At 69.4% G+C, this 24063-nt stretch carries 20 protein-coding genes and 1 pseudogene; 15 read left to right on the top strand and 6 right to left on the bottom strand.

Going from position 1 to position 24063, the window contains the following annotated elements; translation table 11 throughout:
- The first annotated feature begins 10 nt into the window (after nucleotides 1-10).
- The 3 genes from KV203_RS12695 to nrdF all read left to right on the top strand — a co-directional run bounded on the left by KV203_RS12695 (nucleotide 11) and on the right by nrdF (nucleotide 3603).
- Complete coding sequence (locus KV203_RS12695) at nucleotides 11-1660, top strand: bifunctional NAD(P)/FAD-dependent oxidoreductase/class I SAM-dependent methyltransferase (protein WP_066467479.1); 1650 nt, start codon at nucleotides 11-13, stop codon at nucleotides 1658-1660.
- A 138-nt stretch (nucleotides 1661-1798) separates the two neighbouring features.
- Nucleotides 1799-2545, top strand: coding sequence for a maleylpyruvate isomerase family mycothiol-dependent enzyme (locus KV203_RS12690; RefSeq protein WP_066467478.1), 747 nt, complete (start codon nucleotides 1799-1801; stop codon nucleotides 2543-2545).
- A gap of 95 nt (nucleotides 2546-2640) precedes the next feature.
- Nucleotides 2641-3603 carry a class 1b ribonucleoside-diphosphate reductase subunit beta gene (nrdF, locus tag KV203_RS12685; protein ID WP_066467477.1) on the top strand — a complete coding sequence of 321 codons (963 nt, stop codon included), beginning with the start codon at nucleotides 2641-2643 and terminating at the stop codon, nucleotides 3601-3603.
- Between the two features lie 127 nt (nucleotides 3604-3730).
- Here nrdF and KV203_RS12680 read toward each other — a convergent pair whose 3' ends face one another.
- Entirely contained in the window at nucleotides 3731-4729 is a 999-nt protein-coding gene (locus KV203_RS12680; protein WP_066467475.1) for an ABC transporter substrate-binding protein, read from the bottom strand.
- A gap of 248 nt (nucleotides 4730-4977) precedes the next feature.
- On the opposite strand from KV203_RS12680, the gene ctaD reads away from it, so the two are divergent.
- The 4 genes and pseudogenes from ctaD to yczE form a co-directional block, all read left to right on the top strand.
- The gene (ctaD, locus tag KV203_RS12675) at nucleotides 4978-6780 is read left to right on the top strand and encodes an aa3-type cytochrome oxidase subunit I (RefSeq protein ID WP_217995940.1); all 1803 of its coding nucleotides are present in this window, start codon (nucleotides 4978-4980) and stop codon (nucleotides 6778-6780) included.
- An 85-nt stretch (nucleotides 6781-6865) separates the two neighbouring features.
- The gene (serB, locus tag KV203_RS12670) at nucleotides 6866-8104 is read left to right on the top strand and encodes a phosphoserine phosphatase SerB (RefSeq protein ID WP_066467474.1); all 1239 of its coding nucleotides are present in this window, start codon (nucleotides 6866-6868) and stop codon (nucleotides 8102-8104) included.
- The gene (locus KV203_RS12665; RefSeq protein WP_066467473.1) at nucleotides 8049-8831 is read left to right on the top strand and encodes a peptidyl-tRNA hydrolase; all 783 of its coding nucleotides are present in this window, start codon (nucleotides 8049-8051) and stop codon (nucleotides 8829-8831) included. The genes serB and KV203_RS12665 overlap by 56 nt, the downstream gene beginning before the upstream one ends.
- Before the next feature lie 62 nt (nucleotides 8832-8893).
- Nucleotides 8894-9467, top strand: a pseudogene (yczE, locus tag KV203_RS19670) (membrane protein YczE); the annotation flags it as partial.
- On the opposite strand, the gene glgX reads toward yczE, so the two are convergent.
- Nucleotides 9433-11469 carry a glycogen debranching protein GlgX gene (glgX, locus tag KV203_RS12655; RefSeq protein WP_066467466.1) on the bottom strand — a complete coding sequence of 679 codons (2037 nt, stop codon included), beginning with the start codon at nucleotides 11467-11469 and terminating at the stop codon, nucleotides 9433-9435. The pseudogene yczE and the gene glgX overlap by 35 nt on opposite strands.
- A gap of 43 nt (nucleotides 11470-11512) precedes the next feature.
- Between glgX and KV203_RS12650 the strand changes: the two genes are divergently transcribed.
- The 5 genes from KV203_RS12650 to KV203_RS12630 are packed head-to-tail and all read left to right on the top strand — an operon-like array spanning nucleotide 11513 to nucleotide 16213.
- Nucleotides 11513-12346, top strand: coding sequence for an ABC transporter ATP-binding protein (locus KV203_RS12650; protein WP_066467761.1), 834 nt, complete (start codon nucleotides 11513-11515; stop codon nucleotides 12344-12346).
- A 39-nt stretch (nucleotides 12347-12385) separates the two neighbouring features.
- On the top strand, nucleotides 12386-13189 hold the full coding sequence (locus tag KV203_RS12645) for an NUDIX hydrolase (RefSeq protein ID WP_066467464.1): 804 nt from the start codon (nucleotides 12386-12388) through the stop codon (nucleotides 13187-13189).
- Between the two features lie 40 nt (nucleotides 13190-13229).
- A complete protein-coding gene (locus KV203_RS12640) occupies nucleotides 13230-14006 on the top strand; it encodes an enoyl-CoA hydratase/isomerase family protein (RefSeq protein WP_066467461.1) in 777 nt (258 codons plus the stop codon).
- A gap of 13 nt (nucleotides 14007-14019) precedes the next feature.
- Nucleotides 14020-15024 (top strand): class I SAM-dependent methyltransferase, encoded by a 1005-nt coding sequence (locus KV203_RS12635; RefSeq protein ID WP_066467460.1) that lies wholly within the window; start codon nucleotides 14020-14022, stop codon nucleotides 15022-15024.
- 1 nt (nucleotide 15025) lies between these two features.
- On the top strand, nucleotides 15026-16213 hold the full coding sequence (locus KV203_RS12630) for a THUMP-like domain-containing protein (protein ID WP_066467459.1): 1188 nt from the start codon (nucleotides 15026-15028) through the stop codon (nucleotides 16211-16213).
- On the opposite strand, the gene KV203_RS12625 is transcribed toward KV203_RS12630, so the two are convergent.
- Nucleotides 16195-17520: an outer membrane protein assembly factor BamB family protein gene (locus KV203_RS12625; RefSeq protein ID WP_066467458.1), complete on the bottom strand. Its 1326-nt coding sequence runs from the start codon at nucleotides 17518-17520 to the stop codon at nucleotides 16195-16197. The genes KV203_RS12630 and KV203_RS12625 overlap by 19 nt on opposite strands.
- A 103-nt stretch (nucleotides 17521-17623) precedes the next feature.
- On the opposite strand from KV203_RS12625, the gene KV203_RS12620 reads away from it, so the two are divergent.
- The 3 genes from KV203_RS12620 (at nucleotide 17624) to KV203_RS12610 (ending at nucleotide 20387) form a co-directional block, all read left to right on the top strand.
- The gene (locus KV203_RS12620; protein ID WP_066467452.1) at nucleotides 17624-18370 is read left to right on the top strand and encodes an acyltransferase; all 747 of its coding nucleotides are present in this window, start codon (nucleotides 17624-17626) and stop codon (nucleotides 18368-18370) included.
- Between the two features lie 51 nt (nucleotides 18371-18421).
- The gene (locus tag KV203_RS12615; protein WP_157079683.1) at nucleotides 18422-19024 is read left to right on the top strand and encodes a lipocalin family protein; all 603 of its coding nucleotides are present in this window, start codon (nucleotides 18422-18424) and stop codon (nucleotides 19022-19024) included.
- Nucleotides 19025-19094: 70 nt separating this feature from the next.
- On the top strand, nucleotides 19095-20387 hold the full coding sequence (locus KV203_RS12610; RefSeq protein WP_066467449.1) for a low temperature requirement protein A: 1293 nt from the start codon (nucleotides 19095-19097) through the stop codon (nucleotides 20385-20387).
- A 2-nt stretch (nucleotides 20388-20389) separates the two neighbouring features.
- Here the strand turns inward: KV203_RS12610 and KV203_RS12605 are convergent, their stop codons facing one another.
- The 3 genes from KV203_RS12605 to KV203_RS12595 are packed head-to-tail and all read right to left on the bottom strand — an operon-like array spanning nucleotide 20390 to nucleotide 23999.
- On the bottom strand, nucleotides 20390-21646 hold the full coding sequence (locus KV203_RS12605) for a glycosyltransferase family 4 protein (protein ID WP_066467448.1): 1257 nt from the start codon (nucleotides 21644-21646) through the stop codon (nucleotides 20390-20392).
- Nucleotides 21643-23229, bottom strand: a complete 1587-nt coding sequence (locus KV203_RS12600; protein ID WP_066467447.1) for a 1,4-alpha-glucan branching protein domain-containing protein — start codon at nucleotides 23227-23229, stop codon at nucleotides 21643-21645. Before KV203_RS12600 ends, KV203_RS12605 begins: the two co-directional genes overlap by 4 nt.
- The gene (locus KV203_RS12595; protein ID WP_246600139.1) at nucleotides 23226-23999 is read right to left on the bottom strand and encodes a class I SAM-dependent methyltransferase; all 774 of its coding nucleotides are present in this window, start codon (nucleotides 23997-23999) and stop codon (nucleotides 23226-23228) included. The genes KV203_RS12600 and KV203_RS12595 overlap by 4 nt, the downstream gene beginning before the upstream one ends.
- Nucleotides 24000-24063 lie beyond the last annotated feature (64 nt).

Here is a 24063-nt window from a genome sequence, read left to right as displayed (position 1 = left end):
CGTCGACCCTATGAGCGAGCGCCGCGGCGAGGGCTGTCCCGACCATCATCAGCAGCACGACCACCATCAGCACGATTCCGGCCGACCGCCGACGATCGAGCGGCACTGCGACGTCGCGGTGATCGGTGGCTCGGCAGCCGGACTGGCCGCTGCACTGCAGCTTTCCCGGCAGCGGCGTGGTGTCGTGGTGGTCGACGACGGCACCCCGCGCAATGCTGCGGCCGGACATATGCACGGTTTCCTGGGACACGAGGGGATTGCGCCCGATGATCTGCGCGCGGCCGGGCGTGCCGAGGTGCGCGGCCACGGCGGGGAAGTGCTGACCGGGCGGGTCACCGGAGTGTGGCGGCTCGACGACGGACGGTTTCGGCTCGATCTCACCGGCGGGCACACGCTGGTGGCGCGGCGGGTGCTGGCGGCCACCGGGCTGCGCGATGAGATACCCGATATCGACGGGGTCGCCGAACAGTGGGGCCGCGGCGTGATCCATTGCCCTTTCTGCCACGGTTTCGAGGTGCGTGACCAGCGCCTGGTGCAGATCGTCACCCACCCGTCGGGTCTGCACCCGACCCTGCTGTTCCGGCATCTGACCGACCGACTGACCGTCGTGTTGCACGAGCCGGCCGGAGTGGACACCGAGATGGTCGACGCGCTGGCCGGCTCCGGGGTGGTGATCGAACGGAGCGCCGTGCGGCGGGTGCTCACCCGGTCCGACGACACGGTGTCCGGGGTGGAACTGACCGACGGCCGGGTCCTCGACGCCGACGCGGTGGTGGTCGGCGCGCTCTTTCGCGCCCGAGCCGACGTCCTCGCCGGTGTCGGGCTCGCCACCACCCCGCATCCGTCCGGGGCCGGCGACGTGCTGGCGGTCGATCCGCGCGGCGAGACCGCCGTACCGGGGATCTATGCGGCCGGCAACCTCACCGACCCGAGCTTGCAGGTGTTGCCCGCGGCCGCCCAGGGAAGTCAGGTCGGCGCGATGATCGCGTTCAGCCTCGCCGAGCAGGACCTGCGCGGTGCCCGTCGTTCCGGCGAGGCGGTCGACTGGGACCACCGTTACTCTGGGCCGGAGCGGGCGTGGAGCGGCAATCCGAACGGCACCCTGGTGCGCGAGGTCATCGAACTGACTCCGGGCCGGGCACTCGACGTCGGTGCCGGTGAGGGTGCGGACGCGTTGTGGCTGGCCGAGCAGGGCTGGAAGGTCACCGCCACCGACATTTCCGCGCGTGCGCTCGACCGGGCGCGAGCCGAGGCGGAGCGGCGCGGACTCGCCGTCGATCTGGTGCGAAGCGATGCGGGCGATCCGGCCCCGTTCGGCTCGGCGACCTTCGATCTGGTCTCGTTGCAGTACGGCTCCTTCAAACGCTCGCCGGATCAGCGCGGTCTGCGCAGCCTGCTCGACGCCGTCGCGCCGGGCGGCACGCTGCTCGTGGTCCACCACGACCAGGCCCCGATGCGGGAGCCGGTCGATGTGGCGACCCAGACCCGGATGTTCGACCTGGAGGCGTTCGTCGGCGTCGACGAGATCGCCGAAGCGCTTCGTGCTCAACCGGATACCTGGCGGATCGAGACCTACGAGACCCGCCCGCGCCCGGCCGGCGCGGCGAGCACCCACCACGTGGATGACGTGATCCTGCGCGCTACCCGAACCAGGTCATAGCCGAGCGGCCGCCCCTGGTTGGGTGCGCCGTCTCCTTCTCCTCGGGGCCGCTCGGCAGTCCGAGCGAAGTGTTCCCGGTGCCGATCCGGCGCGGAGTGATCGAGGCCTACGTCGCCGCGCCGCCGTAGGGTGCCAGGCATGACCGGACCGGACGCCTGGTTGGCCGCGATCCGCACCGAGGGTGCGGCGCTGGCCGCCACCCCGACCGACAGCCTGGACGCCGCGGTGCCGTCGTGCCCGGGATGGACGGTGCACGATCTGATCGCCCATGTCGGTGCGGTGCATCGCTGGGCCACCACCAAGATCCTGCGGACCGACGGTCCGCGCGGTATCCGGGCCGACCAGGCGCCGCCCGGAACGGCAGTATCGGACTGGTATCAGGAGAGCTTGGATGGGCTCGTGGCCGCATTCGCCCACACCACCCCGGACACCCCGGCCCCCACCTTCGTCGGCGAGCGCGACGTGGCGTTCTGGCTGCGCCGCCAAGCGCACGAACTCGCCGTGCACCGATGGGACGCCGATTCCGCCGTACGGCCCGGCGACGAACGCCCGATCGCTGCTGTGCTTGCCGCCGACGGCATCGACGAGTGGCTCGGACTTTTCGTGCCGCGGTTTCTCGCCGAGCCCGGGGCCGTCCCCGATAACCTGGTCGGCCGCACCCTGCACCTGCACGCGACCGACTACCCCGACGGTGAGTGGCTGCTGACCGTAGCCCGTGACGGGGTGACCTACACTCGCGCGCACGCCGAGGGCGACGCGGCCGTGCGCGCTACGACGTCGGACCTGTTGCTCACGGTCTGGCGTCGGCGTGGCCTGGGCGAGGTGGAGGTATTCGGCGACCGGACCGCTGCCGCCGCGATCCTCGATCTCGTGCAGGTGAGCTGAGTGCGGCCGAGACACCACCCATTGGGGTCTGCCATGGAGTCGACCACAAGGAGTAGCTTTCGCAGGGACAGGCGACGGAGAAGGGACCTAGTGCAATGAAGCTGATCGACAGGGTGTCGGCGATCAACTGGAACCGGGTGCCGGACGAGAAGGACGCCGAGGTGTGGGACCGGCTGGTCGGCAATTTCTGGTTGCCGGAAAAGGTCCCGGTGTCCAACGACATCCCGTCGTGGGCGACCCTGACGGCGGCCGAGAAGCAGCTGACCATGCGGGTGTTCACCGGGCTGACCCTGCTGGACACCATCCAGGGCACGGTCGGTGCGGTCAGCCTGATCCCAGATGCGGTTACTCCGCACGAAGAGGCGGTCTACACCAACATCGCGTTCATGGAGTCGGTGCACGCCAAGAGTTACAGCTCGATCTTCTCTACGCTCTGCTCCACCCGAGAGATCGACGACGCGTTCCGCTGGTCGGAGGAGAATCCGAACTTGCAGCGTAAGGCGCAGATCGTCATGGACTACTACCGCGGCGACGAGCCGCTGAAACGGAAAGTGGCCTCGACGCTGCTGGAGAGCTTCCTGTTCTACAGCGGCTTCTACCTGCCGATGTACTGGTCCAGCCGGGCGAAGCTGACCAACACCGCCGATCTGATCCGGCTGATCATCCGGGACGAGGCAGTCCACGGTTACTACATCGGCTACAAATATCAGAAGGGGCTGGAAGCGCTCTCGGACGCCGAGCGGGACGAGCTGAAGAGCTACACCTTCGAGCTGTTGTTCGAGCTCTACGACAACGAAGTCGAGTACACCCAGGACCTGTACGACGACGTCGGGCTGACCGAGGACGTCAAGAAGTTCCTCCGGTACAACGCCAACAAGGCGCTGATGAATCTCGGTTACGAGGCGTTGTTCCCGCGCGACGAGACCGACGTGAATCCGGCGATTCTGTCCGCGTTGTCGCCGAACGCGGACGAGAACCACGACTTCTTCTCCGGGTCCGGGTCCAGCTACGTCATCGGCAAGGCGGTCAACACCGAAGACGAGGACTGGGACTTCTAGGCGGCCGTCCGCTGCGGCGAGCCGGTTATCGCCTGAAATGGGCCTCGGGCCGGCCGGTGAGCGCCCGTTCGATCGAACGCCGACCGGAGTCGAGCAGTGGCTCGGATGAACTCGGGGACCGAACGGGTCAGCTCCCGTAGTAGTTCAACGAATCGCGGAGGTCGGTCACCAATGCACGGGCGGCGACGATCCCGGACCCGTGCCAGATCTCGTCGGCGACCGACCAGACCCGCTTGTCGTGCGCCGCGCTCAGCTTCTTCCACCCGTCCGACTGCATGACGTCTGCGCCGTGCTCCTCGCCGGCCGGCCCGGCGAACGACACGTACACCACGTCGCCCTCGGCGGCGGCGGGATCGTCGGTGTCCAGCGGGAACGACGCGCCGCGTTGGGCGGGTGGCCGTTGCACGCCGACATCGGCCAGCACCCGTCCGGCGAACCCGTCCGTCCCGGCGACCGTGCCGCCGCTGTCGGTGAACCGCACGACCGACGCCTGGGTCTGTCCCGCGAACAGATCGCCGCCGGCGGTGCGCGCGGCCTGCCGGTAGTCGTCCAGGGCGGCGGCGGTGGCATTGGGGCGACCGAGCGCGCCGCCGAGGGTCCGAACCTGCTGCTCCCAGTCATCGCCGGCACGGACGAAGATCGTCGGGGCGATAGCCTGCAGTGGGTCTGCGGCCCCGCCCCCGGCCGGTTCGTTTCCGCCCAGAATGAGGTCCGGACGCAGCTCGCCGATCTTGGCGGCATCCGGAGCGTCGGGTGAACCCACGCCGGGGATCGTGGCGATGCCGGAGCCGAGATAGCCCGGCCGGCCGGTGGCGCCGTCGTCGACGGCCGCCCCGACCACCCGTTCCCAGAGCCCGAGCGCGCACGCGGTATCGAGCGCTTGCGTGCTGAGCGCCACGATCCGCTGCGGATCGGCAGTTTCCGGCGCGGTCGGCGACGGGCAGGCGGTGCTGGTGTCGCGGTCGATGCCGACGATTCCGGCGCCTGCGATGGCGGTCGTCGTGCGCACCACCTGATTCGGCTCGTCGGTTCCGTTGCTACTGCCGCCGCACCCGGCCAGCACTGCGGTGCCGAGCAGAGCGGTAGCGGCCAGAGCGGTGGCGGTCGTCAGGACGCGGGCTCGCACGACGCCCGAGCGTACAAGGTGTCGGTGACCGGTGGAAACGGTCGGACCGAAGCGGTTGACGGACGGTGGGTGTCGAGCGACAGTATCTAGTACGACACAGGGTAGGACCTCGTCCCACGAGCCGTCGGCCGACGGTTTACGATTCATGAAGCGCATGCCGACAGTTCCGTCCCTCGGGTCGAAGCGACTGTCGGGATCGGATACAGCAGCGGAGCCTGCGGGCGACCGGAGGCTTTCGAGGAGGATCAGTGACTGCCGTCGAACCCCGTCCGGCTCCCGAGCTCGACGCCGTCCGCCCTTACCCGGCCCGGGTGGGCCCTAAGGGCTCCTACGTCTGGAAGATGCTGACCACCACCGACCCCAAGGTGCTGGGCATCATGTACCTGGTCACATCGGTGGCGTTCTTCCTGATCGGCGGCTTGATGGCGCTGCTGATGCGAGGTGAGCTCGCCCGGCCGGGGCTGCAGTTCCTGTCGAACGAGCAGTTCAATCAGCTGTTCACCATGCACGGCACGATCATGCTGCTGTTCTATGCCACGCCGATCGTGTTCGGTTTCGCGAACGTGATCCTGCCGCTGCAGATCGGTGCACCGGACGTGGCGTTCCCCCGGCTGAACGCCTTCAGCTACTGGCTCTACCTGTTCGGCGCGAGCATGGCCACTGCCGGCTTCATCACCCCGGGCGGCGCCGCCGACTTCGGGTGGACGGCATACAGCCCGCTCACCGACGCGGTGCACTCGCCGGGCGTCGGAGCCGATCTCTGGATCATGGGTCTGGCAGTATCCGGCCTCGGCACCATTCTCGGCGGGGTGAACATGGCGACCACCGTGATCACGCTGCGGTGCCCCGGCATGACCATGTTCCGGATGCCGATCTTCACCTGGAACATCTTCATCACCAGCTTGCTCGTGCTGTTGGCCTTCCCGCTGCTCACCGCCGCGCTGATGGGCCTGGCGGTCGATCGCCACCTGGGTGGGCACATCTACGACCCGGCTGCCGGTGGCGTGTTGCTCTGGCAGCACCTGTTCTGGTTCTTCGGGCACCCCGAGGTGTACATCATCGCGTTGCCGTTCTTCGGCATCGTGTCCGAGATATTCCCGGTGTTCTCCCGGAAGCCGATCTTCGGCTACACCACGATCGTGTACGCCACCATCGGCATCGCCGCGCTCTCGGTGGCGGTGTGGGCGCACCACATGTACGCGACCGGTGCGGTCCTGTTGCCGTTCTTCAGCTTCATGACGTTCCTGATCGCGGTTCCGACCGGGGTGAAGTTCTTCAACTGGATCGGCACCATGTGGCGCGGCCAGCTGACCTTCGAGACACCGATGCTGTTCTCGGTCGGATTCCTGGTCACGTTCTTGTTCGGCGGTCTCTCCGGGGTGATCCTGGCCAGCCCGCCGCTGGACTTCCACGTCACCGATTCGTACTTCGTGATAGCGCACTTCCACTACGTGCTGTTCGGCACGATCGTGTTCGCCACCTACGCCGGCATCTACTTCTGGTTCCCCAAGATGACCGGCCGGATGATGGACGAGAAGCTGGGCAAGTGGCATTTCTGGACCACGTTCATCGGCTTCCACACCACGTTCCTGGTCCAGCACTGGGTCGGCAACGAAGGCATGCCACGCCGCTACGCCGATTATCAGGTCGCGGACGGATTCACCACGCTGAACACCATCTCCACCATCGGTGCCTTCGTGCTCGGTGCGTCGACGCTCCCGTTCGTCTGGAACGTCTTCAAGAGCTACCGATACGGCGAGGTCGTCACGGTCGACGATCCGTGGGGTTACGGCAACTCGCTGGAGTGGGCGACGAGCTGCCCGCCGCCACGGCACAACTTCTACGAGCTTCCCCGGATCCGGTCCGAGCGGCCTGCGTTCGAGCTGCATTACCCGCACATGGTCGAGCGGATGCGGGCTGAAGCGCACGTCGGTTGGGGCTCCGGCCATCATGCGGATGCCGAAGGTGAATCCGCGGCGGTCGGCCGGGGTGGTGCCACCGCTGTGCTGGAGAAGAAGCCGAGCGGCGGCAAGGCGGCCGACGACAGCTGAGTCCCTTCCGATCGCGGCCCGTGCGAGTACTTCTCGTGCGGGCCGCTGTCGTCGGTGCCGGCCGACGACTGACAGAATCGTGCCCATGGGTTCCTCCGAAACCACGGTGCTGATCACGGTGACCGGCCCGGACCGGCCCGGTGTGACATCGGCGCTGATGACGGCGCTGTCCCGGAGTGCGGTAAGCCTGCTCGACGTCGAGCAGGTGGTCATCCGCGGCCGGCTGACACTCGGTGTGCTCGTTGCGTGTCCGCATGATCCGGAGGAGTTGCAGGATCAGTTGGAAGACGCGATGGCATCGATCGGCATGCACGTCGACGTCGAGATCGGGGCCGGCGTCGGGCGTGGTCCGCTGCCCACCCATGCGGTGGTGCTGCTCGGCAGCCCGCTCACCGCGCACGCGTTCAGTACCGTTTCCCGCACCCTCGCGCAGCAGGGAGCCAACATCGATGCGATCCGAGGTGTCGCCGACTACCCGGTGACCGGGCTGGAGCTCATGGTCACCGCTACCGGCGCCGACAACGGCGGTGACCGGGCGCTCCGTACCGCGCTGGCCGAGGTGTCCACCCGGGAGAACATCGATGTCGCGATCGAGCGAGCCGGCCTGGCCCGGCGGGCGAAGCGGTTGATCGTGTTCGACGTCGACTCCACCCTGGTGCAGGGCGAGGTGATCGAGATGCTCGCCGCGCACGCCGGGGTCGAGGAGCAGGTGCGTGCGGTGACCGACGCGGCAATGCGCGGTGACATCGACTTCGCCGAGTCGCTGCGGCAGCGGGTCGGCACCCTGGCCGGACTGGACGCAGCGGTCACCGAGCAGGTCGCGGAGACGATCCGGCTCACGCCGGGCGCCCGGACCACGATTCGCACGTTACGCCGGCTGGGGTTCGCCTGCGGCGTGGTCTCCGGTGGGTTTCGGCAGGTGATCGACCCGATCGCGCACGAGCTCGAGCTCGACTTCGTGCATGCGAACGTGTTGGAGGTGGTCGACGGTCGGCTCACCGGCCGGGTAACCGGGGAGATCGTCGACCGGGAGGCAAAGGCAACCGCGCTGCGCCGGTTCGCTGCAGAAGCCGGGGTACCGATGGAGCAGACGGTCGCGGTCGGCGACGGCGCCAACGACATCGACATGCTCAACGCCGCCGGACTGGGCATCGCCTTCAACGCCAAACCCGCGCTGCGTGAGGTGGCCGACACCGCGCTATCGCATCCGTTCCTCGATGCGGTGCTGTTCGTGCTGGGCGTCACCCGAGACGAGGTGGAGGCCGCCGATGCGGTCGACGGCGGGGTGCGCCGGGTGCCGCTGGAGCCTGCTGCCCGTGCCTGATCCCGGCTTCGCCGTCCGACACGCCGAACTGGCCGCCGGATACGGTTCGGCGCCGGACCCGGCCGATCCGGCGCAGGTGCTGGCGATGCCGGTGGTATTGCACCTGCCGAAGTCGGATCCGCCGCCGCGCAGCGCTCTGCTGGCTGCCGCGGCGACCGCGGTGGTCGGGTTCTGCCTGGACGAGCGGGTCGGTCCCGGTGGGCCGTGGCGCGAGTCGTTTCTGTCGTGGAAGCAGGCTCGGATCAGGAAGGTGGCCCGACGAGCGCGAGGTGCGCACTGGACTGCCGTCGAGGAGTGTCCGGGGGTGTCGGCGACACACGCCGGCGCGACAGCGCGCGCGCTGGTCCCGGGGCCGGTCGGCGAGCTGGACGCGCGGGTGCGGCGGTTGCAGATCGGGGGAACCGACCTGCCGGCCGACCGTCCCGGGCTCGCCGACCCGGCGTTGCCGACGCTATGGGTGAACGGCGCACTCGGGATGACGGTGGGCAAAGCCGCGGCACAGGTCGGACACGCGTCGATGCTGCTCGCCGGCGCGCTCCCGGTGGCCGCGGCCGCGGCATGGGCCGACGCCGGATACGGCTGCGCGGTCCGGGACGCGACCGGTGATCGGTGGACCGGGTTGCTGGCCGAAGCGGCACGTGGCGGCGGGGTCGCGGTGCGCGACGCCGGCTTTACCGAGGTCGTCCCCGGCTCGGTCACGGTAGTGGCGATACCACTGGATATCTGAAGCAATCCAGAAGTCGCCCAGTGGCTATCGAAATGCCGGTCCAGTTGCGGAATTCTGGGGTGATGTATCGCAGACTGGTCTTCTTGTATGCGGGTCTGTGGCTGTATGGTCAGTCGCTCGCGATGATGGTGCGCGGCGCGCTCGGTCTCAGCCCGTGGGATGTTTTTCACCAGGGCATGACTCGGCACCTGCCGATCAGTCTGGGCGCTGCGGTCGCGATCACCGGGGTGCTGGTGCTGCTGGCCTGGATCCCGTTGCGGGAGCGCCCTGGTCTGGGCACGATCAGCAACGTCGTCGTGATCGCGTTCGCGGTGGATGTCACGCTGTACCTGCTTCCGGAACCGGGCAGCCTGCCGGTCCGAGTCGGCCTGCTGGCCGGCGGCGTGCTGCTCAACGCGGTCGCGACCGTGTGCTACGTCGGCGCCCGGTTCGGACCGGGGCCCCGAGATGGCCTGATGACCGGCTTGGCGCGTCGGACCGGTGCGCCGGTCTGGTTGGTGCGCACCGGAATCGAGACAACTGTGGTGGCCGGCGGCTGGTTGCTGGGTGGCTCGTTCGGGATCGGAACAGCCTTGTACGCGTTGGCGATCGGTCCGCTGATTCAGCTCTGCGTGCCGTTGGTCGAGCGGTTGCTGCCGGGCACCGCGGACGCGTTCACCGCGCACAGCACCAGGACGGCCGGGCCGGTCAGGCGCAGCCCGGTGCGGCCGTCGGGGATGCCGTCCGGTCGGGTCGAATCCAGTACCGGCTGCAACGATTCCGAGTCCGGCCCGGCGGCGACGAAGTCGGCGGTTCCGGCTGCCTGGAAGAGAAGCAGCCAGCCCGGCGCTATCCGAACCTGCATCGACCCGCCCGCCGAGTCCAGTTCGAGCGGTAGCCCGGTGGTGTCGAATACCGGTGGTACCCCTGGGTCGGCTGGTAATGCCCGGCGCAGAGCGGCTAGTCGCGCGAGGTAGCCGACCAGTTTCGGATCGATCCACGACACCGGCCAGGCATCGCTGCGCGGCGTCCCCTCCGGCACGCAGTAGGCGTTGTTGTTGCCGCCCTGGGAGTTGCCGAGTTCGTCGCCGCCGAGCAGCATCGGCGTCCCGGCGGACAACAGAAGGGTGGCCAGTAACGCGCGCACGTGCCGATCCCGCGCGGCGCGGATCGTCGGATCGGTGGTCGGGCCCTCCACGCCGTGGTTTACCGAGCGATCGGCCGAGCTACCGTCGGTGTTGCGCTCGCCGTTGGCCTCGTTGTGCTTGTGTGCGTACGACACCAGATCAGCGGCAGTGAATCCGTCATGCGCGGTGACGAAATCGACCGAGCGTGCGGGACTACCGCTGATGCCGAACAGGTCTGGCGACCCGCCGATCCGTCGGGCGAGCTCACCGCCGTCGGCGACACCGATGAAGAATCCGCGCGCTGCATCGCGGAAACGGTCGTTCCATTCGGCCCATGGCGGGCCGAATCGGCCGAGTGCGTAGCCGTCGCCGGTCGCGTCCCACGGCTCGGCGATCAGCTTGCAGCTGCGCAGCACCGGATCGTCGGTGATGGCTGTGAGGGCGGGTGCGGCCGGGTCGAACGGGCCGGCGCCGACCCGCCCCAGCACGCTCGCGAGATCGAACCGGAAACCGTCGATGCCGAACTCGGTGACCCAGTGCCGCAAGCTGTCTCGAATCATCTGGCGGGTGCGGTCGGCATCGGTGCGGACCGTGTTGCCGCAGCCGGTCAGGTCGATGTCGGTACCGCCCGGCGCCAGTCGGTAGTAGCCGGGTGCGTCGAGCCCGCGCCAGCTGATCGTCGGCCCGGCGACGGTGCCCTCGCAGGTGTGGTTGTAGACGACGTCGAGGATCACCTCGATGTCGGCGTCGTGCAGCCGCTCGACCATCCGGGCGAACTCGGCGCGTTCCGCGCCGGGGCGCGTGGCGTACCCAGGGTGGGGGGCGAACCAGGCCGCGGGCGCATATCCCCAATGGTTGCGCCGCCCACGAGCCCGCACCGGTGGCTCGGTCAGGAAAGCCTGCACCGGTAGCAGCTCCACCGCCGTCACGCCGATTCGGCGAAGGTGATCAAGCACCGGGTCGGCGGCCAGGCCGAGATAGGTGCCGCGTAAGGCCGGCGACAGGTCGGGATGACGCGCGGTATAGGAACCGACGTGCAGCTCCAGAATCGTCGTAGCACTCCACGGCGTCCGGAGCGGTTCGGTCCGCGCCGCGGTCGCGCCGGTCACCAGCGACACCGGGCCGTGGCCGAGCGAATCCGATCGACTCGGTGCGCCGAACGGGTCGCCGTCGTGGCCGGCCAGGTAGGCCGGGTCGCCCACGTCGCCGGTGACCTGCCGGGCATACGGATCCAGCAGCAGCTTGTGCGGGTTGGTTCGCAGTCCGATCCGCGGATCCCACCGGCCCCACGCCCGGTACCCGTAGCGTTGCCCGGCGCCGACGTCGGGGATGGTGGCGGCCCACACGCCCGCCCCGGCCGAAGCGAGGTCCCGGCGCAGTTCCCGACCGGCGTCGTCGATCAGGCACACCTGCACCCGGTCGGCGTGTGGTGCAGATACCGCGAACCGGGTACCGGTCTCGACGACCGTCGCGCCGAATCGCGCCGTGGGTTCGCTCGGTGCGGACCCGTTCGGGTCGACTGTGATCGACACGGATATCGATGGTGCCGTGAAAGTCGACCGAATGTCGGCCAAGATGAGTTCTGTGCTCGAACCGGACCCAGATCTACTGATCGATTTCACCGAGGTGGTGATCCGGCGTTCCGGCTTCACGCTGGTCGGACCGGTGACCTGGCGGGTGGAACTGGACGAACGCTGGGTGGTGCTCGGGCCGAACGGCGCGGGCAAGACCTCGTTGCTGCGGATCGCGGCCGGCGAGTTGTTCCCGACGTCCGGCACCGCGCACCTGCTCGGCGAAGTGCTCGGCCGGGTCGACGTCGCCGAGTTGAAGCCGCGGATCGGCTTGTCGTCGTCGGCGCTGGCCAGTCGTGTGCCGGCCGACGAGCGGGTGTCGGACCTGGTGCTGTCCGCCGGCTATGCCGTGCTCGGTCGGTGGCGGGAGGCCTACGACAAGGTCGACACCGACCGCGCGGTGGAAACTCTGGAAAGCCTCGGTGCCGAGCATCTGGCCGACCGCGCGTTCGGCACGTTGTCGGAGGGCGAGCGCAAACGAGTGCTCATCGCGCGCGCGTTGATGACCGACCCGGAACTGCTGCTGCTCGACGAACCGGCCGCCGGTCTGGATCTCGGCGGGCGCGAGGAGTTGGTCGAGCGACTCGGCGATCTCGCCGTGGACCCGGACGCCCCGGCCACCGTGCTGGTCACCCACCACGTCGAGGAGATCCCGTCGGGGTTCACCCACTGCCTCCTGCTCCGGGAGGGTGGGGTGGTCGCTCAGGGACTGTTGCCGGAGGTGCTGACCAGCGCCAACCTGAGCGAGGCGTTCAGCCAGGCGATCACGTTGGACGCGATCGACGGGCGGTATTTCGCCCGGCGTAGCCGGCCGGCAGGTCGGCACCGCGCCGGCTGAGGGTCGGGTCGCCGACGCGGCTCGAGCTACCGTTCAACCGTGGACGATTGTGGTGCGCCGGTGCCGCTTCGGGATGCCTCGACGGTGCTGCTGCTGCGTGACGGTAGGGCCGGCCTCGAAGTGTTCCTGCAGCGTCGGGTCGCGGGCATGGCCTTTGCCGGTGGGATGACGGTATTTCCGGGCGGCGGCGTCGACCCGGCGGACGGCGAGCTGGCGATCGGCTGGTCCGGGCCCGACGTAGGTTGGTGGGCGGAGCAGTTCGGAGTGACGGCGAGCCGGGCTCAGGCACTGGTGTGCGCGGCGGTCCGGGAGACCTTCGAAGAGTGCGGCGTGCTGTTGGCCGGACCCACCGCCGACCTGGTGGTTGCCGACACGGGGGATTACCAGCAGGCTCGTCGCCGGTTGGAGCGGCGCGAGCTGAGCTTGGCGGAATTTCTGGTACAGCATGATCTCGTGCTGCGCGCCGACCTGCTGCGGCCGTGGGCCAACTGGATCACTCCGGTCGGTGAGCAGCGCCGGTACGACACCCGATTCTTCGTCGCCGGCGTGCCGCCCGGCCAGCACGCCGACGGGTTGACCACCGAGGCGGCCGACGTGGGCTGGCGGCGGCCGGCAGACGCGCTGGCCGACTGGTCGGCCGGCGTCTCGATCCTGCTGCCGCCGACCTGGTCGCAGTTGCGCCTGCTGGCCGGATATCCGGATCTGGCCACCGTGCTGGCGGCCGAGCCGGCGATCGAGCCGGTCGAACCGGAACTCGACGTCGACGGGGACGTCGTCACCGTGTATTTCGACGGCCAGGACGAGTATTACGCGGCCGGTGTCCACCCATGGACGACTCGCTGACTGCGGCTCGGATCGGGTACGCCGGGTAGCGTCGTCGGTCGTGCCCGAATTCGTCACAGTCGAGGTGTCCGACGCGATCGCGACCATCCGGATCGATCGGCCGCCGGTGAATGCGCTCGACGCCACGGCGCAGCGCGAATTGGTTGCCGCCGCAGCCGAGGTATCCCACCGGGCCGACGTCGACGCGGTGATCGTCACCGGCGGTGACAAGGTGTTTGCCGCCGGCGACGACATCGCCGAGCTGGCGCAACTGCGGCCCGGTGACGCTCCGGCGATCGCCGCCGAGGTGCAGGCCGCGCTCGGCTGTCTGACCACGATCCAGCAGCCGACCGTCGCAGCGATCAGCGGCTACGCGCTCGGCGGCGGCCTGGAGCTGGCTCTAGGGTGTGACCGGCGGATCATCGGGGACAACGTGAAGCTGGGGTTGCCGGAGATCCTGCTGGGGGTGATACCGGTCGGCGGCGGTACCCAGCGGTTGGCCGCGCTCATCGGACCCGGTGCGGCCAAGGACCTGATCTACACCGGTCGGTTCGTCGGCGCCACCGAGGCGTCCGAGCTGGGGCTGGTCGACCAGGTGGTCCCGCCGGACGAGGTGTACGCTGCCGCCCGACGCTGGGCGGTGCAGTTCGTCGGTGGACCGCGGCGGGCGCTCGCCGCCGCCAAAGCCGCCGTCGACGCCGGTTTGCTCGATCCGGCCTCCGGCTATCGGACCGAACGCGAGTTGTTTGCTGCGCTGTGCGACACCGACGACATGCGGGAAGGGGTGCGCTCGTTCCTCGCCGCCGGGCCGGGCCGGGCCCGGTTCACCGGCCGCTAGGTAAGGTGCGCTCATGACTGCGAGTCCCGAACCGCCCGCCGTGCGCCACCTCGCCGCCGTCCAGGACCCCGATCCGGCGCCGAACCCGCACGCCACCGAGGAACAGGTGCAGGCGGCATTGCAGGACACCAAACTCGCACAGGTGCTTTACCACGACTGGGAAGCGGAGAACTACGACGAGAAGTGGTCGATCTCCTACGACCGACGCTGCATCGATTACGCGGTCGGCCGGTTCACCGCGATCGCGCCCGGTGCACCGGTTCCGTACGGTCGGGCGCTCGAGCTCGGTTGCGGCACCGGATTCTTCCTGCTGAACCTGATGCAGGGCGGGATTGCATCGACCGGGTCGGTGACCGATCTTTCACCCGGGATGGTGCAGGTCGCGCTGCGTAACGCGCGCAATCTGGGCCTGCCGGTGGACGGTCGGGTCGCCGACGCCGAGACCATCCCGTACGACGACGACACCTTCGATCTGGTCGTCGGACACGCGGTATTGCATCACATCCCCGACGTCGAGCAAGCGCTCCGGGAATGCTTGCGGGTGCTGAAACCGGGCGGTCGCCTGCTGTTCGCCGGTGAGCCGACGACGGTCGGCAACTTCTACGCGCGGTGGCTCGGCCGGATGACCTGGCAGGCAACCACCCGGGTCACCCGGCTGCCGTTCCTGTCCGGCTGGCGGCGGCCCCAGACCGAGCTGGATTCGTCCTCCCGGGCTGCCGCCCTGGAAGCCGTGGTCGACCTGCATACCTTCGACCCGGCCGAGCTGGAGCGGATCGCCCGGTCCGCCGGCGCGGCCGCAGTGCACGCGCACACCGAAGAGTTCGCCGCCGCGCTCTGGGGCTGGCCGGTCCGGACCTTCGAGGCCGCGGTCCCCGAGGAGAAGCTGACCTTGCGGTACCGGCTGTTCATGTATCGGGCCTGGCTCGGGTTGAGCTGGCTGGACGAGAAGTTGCTGCGTCGGGTCGTGCCGCGCGAGTTCTTCTACAACGTGATGATCACCGGGATCAAGCCGCGCTGATGTGAGCTTCCGGTTCACCGTCGCAGACGTCGCCTACCTCGGTTCCGGCGCGGGCCGGGCGGACCTGGCGGCGACGGCCGAGTTCGCCCTGGTCCCGGCGACATTGCTCGCCGATCTGACGACGTTGCGGGTCCGGTTCGGCGAGCGCGCGGCGATGCTGGCCGAGACGGTCCGATTGCGCCGCCGCGCAGCGACCCGGCTCGTCGCCGCGGCCGACTGGTTGTTCACCGACGAGGCGGCGCAGCAGGCCACGGCGACCAGGGTGGCGCGATACCGGGCGACCCGGCTGGCCGGGCGGCCGGTGCACGACGTCACCTGCTCGATCGGGGCGGAGCTGGCCGAGTTGGTGGCCGTGTGCCCCCGGGTCCTCGGCAGCGATCTGGACCCGGTGCGGTTGGCGATGGCAGCGCACAACGTCGCCGGGGCAGCGTTGGTGCGCGCCGATGCGTTGGCACCCTGCAGCCGCGATGTCGCCGTGCTCGCCGATCCGGGACGCCGCCCGGATGGCCGCCGAACCCGGGCGCCGGCGGCAACCCAGCCGCCCTTGCCGGAGCTGATCGCTGCCTACCCGGGGCGGGACTTGGTCGTCAAATGTGCGCCCGGCCTGGATTTCGACCAGCTGGGCTGGCGGGGTGAGGTGGAGCTGGTGTCGCTGGACGGTGGAGTTCGCGAGGCGTGTCTGTGGTCCCCGGGCCTGTCCGAGGGCACCCGCCGGCGGGCCACCGTACTTCGCAGATCCGGCCCGGCCGAGACGATCACCGATGCCGAGCCGGACGAGCTGCCGGGCCGGGCGCCGGGGGAGTGGATCGTCGACCCGGACGGTGCGGTGGTCCGGGCCGGACTGGTCCGTCAGTACGCGGCGCGGCACGGGTTGTGGCAGCTCGATCCCCGGATCGCCTACCTCACCGGAGATGCCGTGCCGGCCGGGGTGCGCGGGTTCCGGATCCTCGACCGGCTACCCCTCGACGAGCGGCGGTTGCGCCGGGCGCTGGCGAGCCGGGACTGCGGTGTGCTGGAGATCCTGGTCCGCGGAGTCGATGTCGACCCGGATCGGCTCCGCGCCCGGTTGCGGTTGCGCGGCGGCAGCGCGCTCACCGTCGTGATCACCCGGATCGGTCGGTCGCCGACCGCGTTCGTGACCGAGTCCGCTGTGGCTGTTCCGACGGGTGATCACGACCCGGAACGGTAGGCGAACACCTCGCCGATCACGGTCGTGGCCAGCACTTCACCGGCGGGACCGAGCGAGACACCGACCGCCGGTCCGCGGGCGCCCGGCATCGGGTCCTCGTCGATCGTGGTGCCTGCGGCGGTATCGAAGGTGATCAGCCGGAGGTCTCCGTCGCCCGATGCGCCGGCGACGACCACGTACCCGATGTCCCCGGCTGCGGCCGCGGCGCTGCCGAGCGGTGTCAGATCGTCCCGGGTCCAGGCGAGCTCCGCGTGGTCGCCGCGATCCCGGAAGGCGACGAGATGCCCGTCGGTACCGCCCGGCGGGATGATCAGTCCGTCCTGGACCACCAGTCCGCCGTTCGGTTGGTAGCCGAGATCCTGTTGCCACTTCACCGCACCCGATCCGGTCTCGATCGCCAGCAGGTGTTCGGCTCGATCGGTGAGGTAGAGCGTCCGTCCGTCCGCGGACAGGGCCGGGGCGGTGGCCGTACCGCCGGTCAACACCGGCACCGTCCAATCCCGGACCAGCTTGCCGTCGGCGTAGCCGATCGCGGTCACCGCCGCGTCGGCGCTGTCCGGTGGGCGCACCGCCACGTAGAACCGGCCGGTCGTGACGTCCAGCGCCGGGGCGGTCGCGACCGGACAGGCCGGTCCGCCGCTGCCGCAGTCCGCCAGGCCCTGGTCGTTGGCCGGCCACGGCAGGTCCGGGGTGTTCAGGAAGTCGGCGGTGCCGAGCACGTCTTCGGCCGGGAGCACCAGCTGTCCGGTCTGCGGATCGAGCACGTTGATCTGGCCGAGGTGGGTGACGAACAGCAGGTTCCCATCGGCGGTGAACGTGCTGGCCAGCGGGGTACCCATGACCGGCGTCCGCCAGCGGGCCTGGCCGTGTTCGTTGAACGAGTTCATCGCGCCGTCGTCGCCGACGTAGACGTTGTTCGCGGTGTCCACGGTGCCCCCGGCGCCGACCACCCCGGCGCCGACCCGGTTGCAGAACCGCTTGCGGCCGGTGGCCAGCTCGAACGCGAAGTAGTTGCACCCGCCGACGGTGTCTGCACCGACGAAAAGCTGACCGTTGGGGGCGATCGGGATGCCACCGGCGGTGGGTGCACCGAGCGGGCGCGACCAGATTTCCTGCGGACTGCGCGTGCCCGACACCGGGCTGGTGCTGCTGTTGCGCGGATCACCGTGGGTGCTGGGCCAGCCGGGCCCGGTCGGATCCGGCCCGTCGGCCGAGCAGCCGGTGGCCGACAGCACTCCGGCGAACAGCAGAATCGCCGGTCCCGACCACCGGTGACGGTGGCGGCGGGCGGCTCGCAGCGATCCCATCGGCCCTCCCTGTCGGCTGCGCCGTGCCTCGCGTGTGCGGTGCGGGTCTCGGCGGGGTCGACATTAGCCGCTCCCCGACGGTCGGACAGTAGGCTGCCCAGTCATGACCAGCATGTGGGGTGCGCCGTTGCGCTCACGATGGGCCGGATCGCGGCTGCGCGATCCGGCGCAGGCTCGATTCCTGACGCTCGCCTCGCTGCGTTGGGTGCTCGCGAACCGCGCCTATACCCCGTGGTACCTGGTGCGGTACTACCGGCTGGCGAAGTTCCGGCTGGCGAATCCGCACATCGTCCTGCGCGGCATGGTGTTCCTCGGGCGCCGGGTGGAGATTCATGCCACGCCCGGCCTGTCCCGGATGGAGATCGGTCGCTGGGTGCACATCGGCGACGGCAACGCCATCCGTTGTCACGAAGGGTCGCTCCGGATCGGTGACAAGGTGGTGTTCGGTAAGGACAACGTGGTCAACACCTACCTCGACATCGAGATCGGTGGGTCCGCGCTGGTCGCCGATTGGTGCTACATCTGTGATTTCGACCACAAGATGGACGATGTGACCTTGCCGATCAAGGACCAGGGCATCGTCAAGAGTCCGGTTCGGATCGGCCCGGATACCTGGGTAGCGGCAAAGGTCACGGTGCTGCGCGAAACTCGGGTCGGCCGGGGCTGCGTGCTCGGCGCACACGCGGTGGTGAAGGGCGACATCCCGGACTACAGCATTGCGGTGGGTGCGCCGGCGAAAGTGGTCAAGAACCGCAAACTGGCCTGGGAGGCGGACGCCGAGCACCGCGCGGCACGCGCAGCCGCGCTGGCCGACATCGCCCGGAAGAAGAACGGCGCGGTGGCCGGCTGAGCTGCTCGCCTGTCCTTGTCGGACCTGCCGAAACCTGGCAGCGTGGTCGGTATGGCTGAACTCGTCCCCGGGGACCCGATCCGTACCGTTACGAACGTCGTGAAGGGTGCGGTCGACAAAATTCACGACCTGGTCGACGGCACCGACCATGGTCCGCTGGCCACCGTCGAGTCGATCGATCCGGCCCGCTACAGCGGACTCTGGTACGAGGCTGCGCGGCTGCCGTTGACCTTCCAGAAGGACGAGACCGTCTCGACCGCCGAATACACGGTCAAGTCGGACGGCGTTCTCGGCGTGTTGAATTCGTCCTACCTCGGCGACGAGGTGGACGCCACCATCGAGGGCGAGGCGACGCCGGCCAAGGGCGCCGAGGAGACGTTTGCCCGGCTCAACGTGCGCTTCGGCGGGATTCTGCGGTTCATTCCGATCGCCGACGAAGGAAACTACTTCATCATGGCGGTCGACGACGACTATCAGAACGCGCTCGTCGGCACCCCGGATCGGCGCTGTCTGTGGTTCCTGAGCCGGAACCAGAACAGCTGGACCAGCCAGACCATGCAGGACTTCCGCGGCGTCGCGACCGAATCGGGCTTCGAGGTCGCCAACCTGCTCGTCGCGAACTGGGATACCCGCCGTACCGGCGCGGCCGAGTAGCAGGTAGCAGTTCGACGATCCGCGACCATCGGCGGGCGTGGCCGCGCGCCCGCCGGTAGGTTCGCCTGCTGTGACCGATCCGAAGCCCGACCAGTCCGCGGAGCGCCATGCCAGCTGGGCGGAGCTGTTCTTCGACCTGATCGTCGTGGCCGGCGCCGGGGTGTTCGCACACATCCTGATCGGCGACTTCACGCTCGCCGCGCTGGGCTTGTTCGCGGCGCTGTATCTGGCGTTCTGGCTCATCTGGATCACGTTCACGCTGTACGGCAACACCGCCGGCGGGGAGACGAAGCTGGTCCGGTTGCTGGCCGGGATGTCCGGGCTCGGTGTGATGGCCGCGGCGGTGCCCGGTGTCGTGGCGGCCTACCTGCACCACGAACCGGGGCATCCGCCGAGTTGGATCCAAGCCAACGTGTTCGCGCTCGCCTACGTGATCTCACGGATCGTCGGCGCGCAGTCCTGGAGCCGGGGCCAGGTGGTGGCCGACTTCCCGATCGTGCAGATGGGCTTCGGCAGCCTGCCCTGGTTGGTGTCGTTGTGGGTACCCGGCGAGCACAAGATCTGGTGGTGGGTGGCCGGGTTGGCGATCGACATCGTCGGCGTGTTCGTGGTGTCCGGCGAGCAGGTCCTCGCCCGCAGTCGAGAACGTACCGAGCAGGTCCGGCGCCGGGCGACCGAGGCGGCCGAGCAGGGGACGCTGCGCGAGCATCGGGACTGGCGCGGCAACCGGCGAACCGCGCTCGACCGGGTCGAAGGGGCCGTGGTCATCCGAGTCGGTCTGGCCCCCGAACATCTTGCCGAGCGGCTCGGCCTGTTCGTGATCATCGTGCTGGGCGAAGGTGTCATCCAGGTGATCCACAGCGCATCGGAAGCGGACTGGAACATCGGTCTGTTGGCCGCCGGGGGTGTGTCGCTCGGGTTGTCGGTCGGGATGTTCACGCTGTCGCTGATCTACGGTTACGCCGGAATCCCCGATCTCGAACCGTGCGCGCTGTCCACCCGTGCCCTCCTGGCATTGCACTGGGTCGGTACCGCGTCGATCGTCGCGCTCTCCGCCGTGCTGGCCGCGATGATCGTCGAACCTCGCGATTCACTTCCCGACCAACAACGGTGGCTCCTCTGCGGCGCGGTCAGCACGTATCTCACTGTCGCGCTGGTCGCCTACATCGCCACCCGCGGTCGGCGGTGGGGGCCGATCGGGCTGTGGCTGCTCACCGGGCTCGCGGTGCCGGTGGCAGGCGGGATCTTCGGCGCGCACTGGTCGGCGCGGGCGATGGTCGGCTACGCCGCGCTCGTCCTCGCCGCACATGTCTGGCTCGCTCGCCGAGGTCGCGCGGCGCGGGCCGCGGCACTGTCCGAGTAGCGTCAGGACTTCGGGTCACGCTCGGGAAGTGGACGTTTCGGGATGTCCGGCCGCCCCAGCGGATGCCGGACCCGGCGCTTGGCGGCCTCGTAGACCAGCACCGTTTCGGCGGCGACCACGCCCCAGTCGAATTCGGCACCGAGCCGGGCGCGCGCGGCGACTGCTCGCTGCTGCGCCGCCACCGGGTCGTCCAGGGTTTCCCGGATTGCGGAGGTGAGTCCGGCGACGTCGGCGGGCAGAAAGGCCAGGCCGGTCTCGCCGTCCACCACCGCTTCCGCCAGGCCACCGGCGGTGGCGACGACCAACGGTGCGCCGGCCGCGGCGGCCTCCAACGCGGCAATCCCGAACGGCTCGTAGCGGCTGGGCAAGACGACCGCGTCCGCGGCGTGCAGCCAGCCGAGCAGTTCGGGGTGGTCGAGTTTGCCGACGAAATCCACCGATCGGGTGACCCGATGTCGCCGGGCCTCCTCCCGCAACCACTCGAACTGGGTGCCTTCGCCGGCGACCGTGAGCGTCGTTCCCGGGTGTGAGCGCCGGATCCGCGGCAGTGCGGCAATGGCGTCCTGGATTCCCTTCTCGTACTCCAGGCGCCCGACGTAGAGCAGCCGGGGCGGTCCGACGCGATGTTCCCGGCGGCGAAACGGCCAGGCGGACAGGTCGATTCCATTGCGGATCACCGTGACGGCCGACCGCAGCGGCCCGTACAGCCGACCGACCTCGTCGCGCATCGACTCCGAGCAGGTGATAACCGCATCGGACTCGTTGGCCAGCCACCACTCCACCGAATGCACCTGCCGGTTGACCCGGCCGGACACCCAACCGCTGTGCCGGCCCGCCTCGGTGGCGTGCAGCGTCGAGACCAGCGGCACGTCGTAGAACTCGGCCAGGGCGATGGCCGGGTGGGCGACGAGCCAGTCGTGCGCGTGGACGAGGTCGGGCTGCCAGCCGTCGCCGAGCCCGGGTTTGCCCAACGCGACCCCGGCTCGGACCATCGCGTGGCCCATCGCGAGCGTCCAGGCGGTCATGTCGGTGCCGAACTCGAAGTGTGGTGGGTCCTCGCCGACCGCGACGACGAGAACTCCGTCGGCGATGTGATGCCGGGTCGGGTGGGTGGCGGCGTCGGTGCCCGCCGGCTGCCGGGACAGCACCACGACCTCGTGTCCGGCGTCGACCAGCTCGGTGGCCAGGTGATGCACATGCCGGCCGAGACCGCCGACGACCACGGGCGGATACTCCCACGACACGATGAGGATCTTCATGCGTCTCCCGTGAACCGGTCGAGTCCGGGGCGGTCGGACTCGATGTTGTTCCGGTCATCTTGGTACGGCAGGCGGCGCGCGTCGAGTCGACCGAACAATCCGTCAGCTATCAGCCAGCGGTCGGCCAGCCGGTCGGCCCGGCCGGGCGGTCCGGCGGCGATCGCGGCGGCCAGCTCGCGGACCGCGTGTGCGTGCTCGTGCGCCCGATCACGGGCGTAACCGGCGGCCGAGTCCTTCGTGACCATGAATGCCCAATCGCTGGACAGGGTGAGCAGCGCTTCGCGCAGCAACTGGTCCGATGCTCGGCTACGCACCCCGGCCCGGGACTTGTCCACGGTGTCCACGGTGAGCCGAGCGATCTCGGCGTTGAGCGTGACCAGGTCACCGACCTGTTCGCCGGCCCACACCCGCCAGTCCTTGCCCGATCCCCACGACGATGCCGGAAGCTGCACCGGCGCGCCGACATACCCGTGCGATCGGGCCGTGGCGAGGGTGCCGACGGTGACGCCGGCTTCGGGGAGTGCGCGCAGCACGCCGGCCAGCCATTGCGGCCCCTCGTGCCACCAGTGCCCGAACAGCTCGGTGTCGAAGGCGGCGACAACCAGCGCCGGTCGGCCGATCCGGCTCGATTCGGCGACCAGCCGGTTACGGACGGTGCCGACGAAGTCGGCGACGTGGTATTGCAGGGCTCGATCGGCGCGTGCCGGGTCGTAGGGAGCCTTCTGGTCCGCGGGCACCTTGCGGCCGGTGACCCGGAACGGCTTGAGCCCGGTGGCGTGGTCGTAGCTGTGGAAGTCGCGATAGGCGCCGTGCCCGGGATAGCCGGACTTCGGCGACCACACTCGGTAGCTGACGCTCAGATCCCGGCCGAACGCCACCACATCCGAATCCCACACCGGCCGGCCGAGCGAACTGTCCCCGCGCAGGGCCGGCCCGTCGACCATGAAGTGGCCGATCCCGGTGGCCGCGTACTCCTGCTCCATGCCGGGGGCGAAGCCGCATTCGGGCGCCCAGATCCCGGCCGGCCGGTGGCCCCATCGGGCGTATGCGTCGGCCAGCCCCTCGGCCGCGGCGAAGCGGCGCAGCCGCGGGTCGAGCAAGGGCTGGAACGGGTGGGTCAGCGGTCCGCCGAGAAGTTCGATGCTGCCCGCGTCGATCAGCTCGCGCCAGACCGGGGATCCGCCGTGCCGCCAGCTGGTCTCGAAATCGGCCAGCGCGGTCCTCGACGCGCGATGTTCGCGAGTGCCGAGCTCCCGCCGGGCGGCGTCCGGCATCGCCGCTGCCTCGTGGGCGCGCAGCTGCCAGTTGCCCAGCCAGTGATGCATCCCGGCGAGGCAGTGCGGATCGTCCAGCTGGGCCGCGAGCACCGGGGTGATGCCCAGACTGACCAGGTCGGTGCGACCTTCGGCCGCCAGCTCGCGCAGCACCCGAGCGACCGGAAGATACGAGCCGGCCCACGATTGATACAGCCATTCCTCGCCGATCGGCCATCGTCCGTGGTGCGCCAGCCAGGGCAGGTGCGAGTGCAGGACCAGGCAGAACATGCCGGGTGCCGGATCGGCGGGCACTCCCGGGACGGTCATGGGTTTTTCACGGCGATCGCGACGAGGTCGAGGCTGGCGTCGATGTCGGTCAGGGACAGCTCGAAGTCGTCGATGCCGATCCTGGCGACGTCGTCGATCAGATCGGCCGGCCACGGATCGCCGGCCAGTGCCCGGTCGATCTGTGCGGCGATGAACGAGCCACCGTGTTTGGTGTCCAGCGCACGCAGCGTCGGGCCGTGGTGCACTCCGGTCATCGTGTCCACCACGAACTCGGCATCGGTGAGCAGCTCGGTCAGCTCGGTGGCGTTCAGCTCGCGGGTATGGAACGGGTTGAGCGGGGTATCCCGGCCGGGGGAGAAGGTGATCCGGTTCGGCGTGCTGACCAGCAACTCGCCCCCGGGCCGGAGCACCCGGTGGCATTCGCGGAGAAATTGCGGTTGATCCCACAGGTGTTCGATCACCTGGTAGTTCACCACCGTGTCGACCGAGCTGTCCGCGATCGGCAGCTCGACCAGGTTGGCCCGGATCATCGCGACCCGGGGATAACGGGCATCGACGTGGGTTACCGCCTGGACGTCGTAGTCGATCCCCAGCACGCGGGCGGCCAGATCGGCGATCAGGTCGGCCCCGTAGCCTTCGCCCGGCCCGGCCTCGAGGACGACCCGGTCGGCGCACCGGGAGAGCAGGGCTCGATAGACCACCTCGTGCCGGCGGAACCAGTAGTTCTCGGCGGCGATTCCGGGCACTGTCCGCTCGCCGGTCAGCGGCAGCGTCGCCGGCGCGGCGGCGCGGGATCGAGCGTTGGTCACCCGGATGAGGCTAATCGACAGATCAGCCCGCACTACACGCCGAGTAAGTTACCCGTCAGTAACT

It is taken from the genome of Skermania piniformis (assembly GCF_019285775.1).
In the GTDB taxonomy this organism is placed as follows: Bacteria; Actinomycetota; Actinomycetes; order Mycobacteriales; family Mycobacteriaceae; genus Skermania; species Skermania pinensis.
This window is presented reverse-complemented; position numbering and strand designations above follow the sequence as displayed.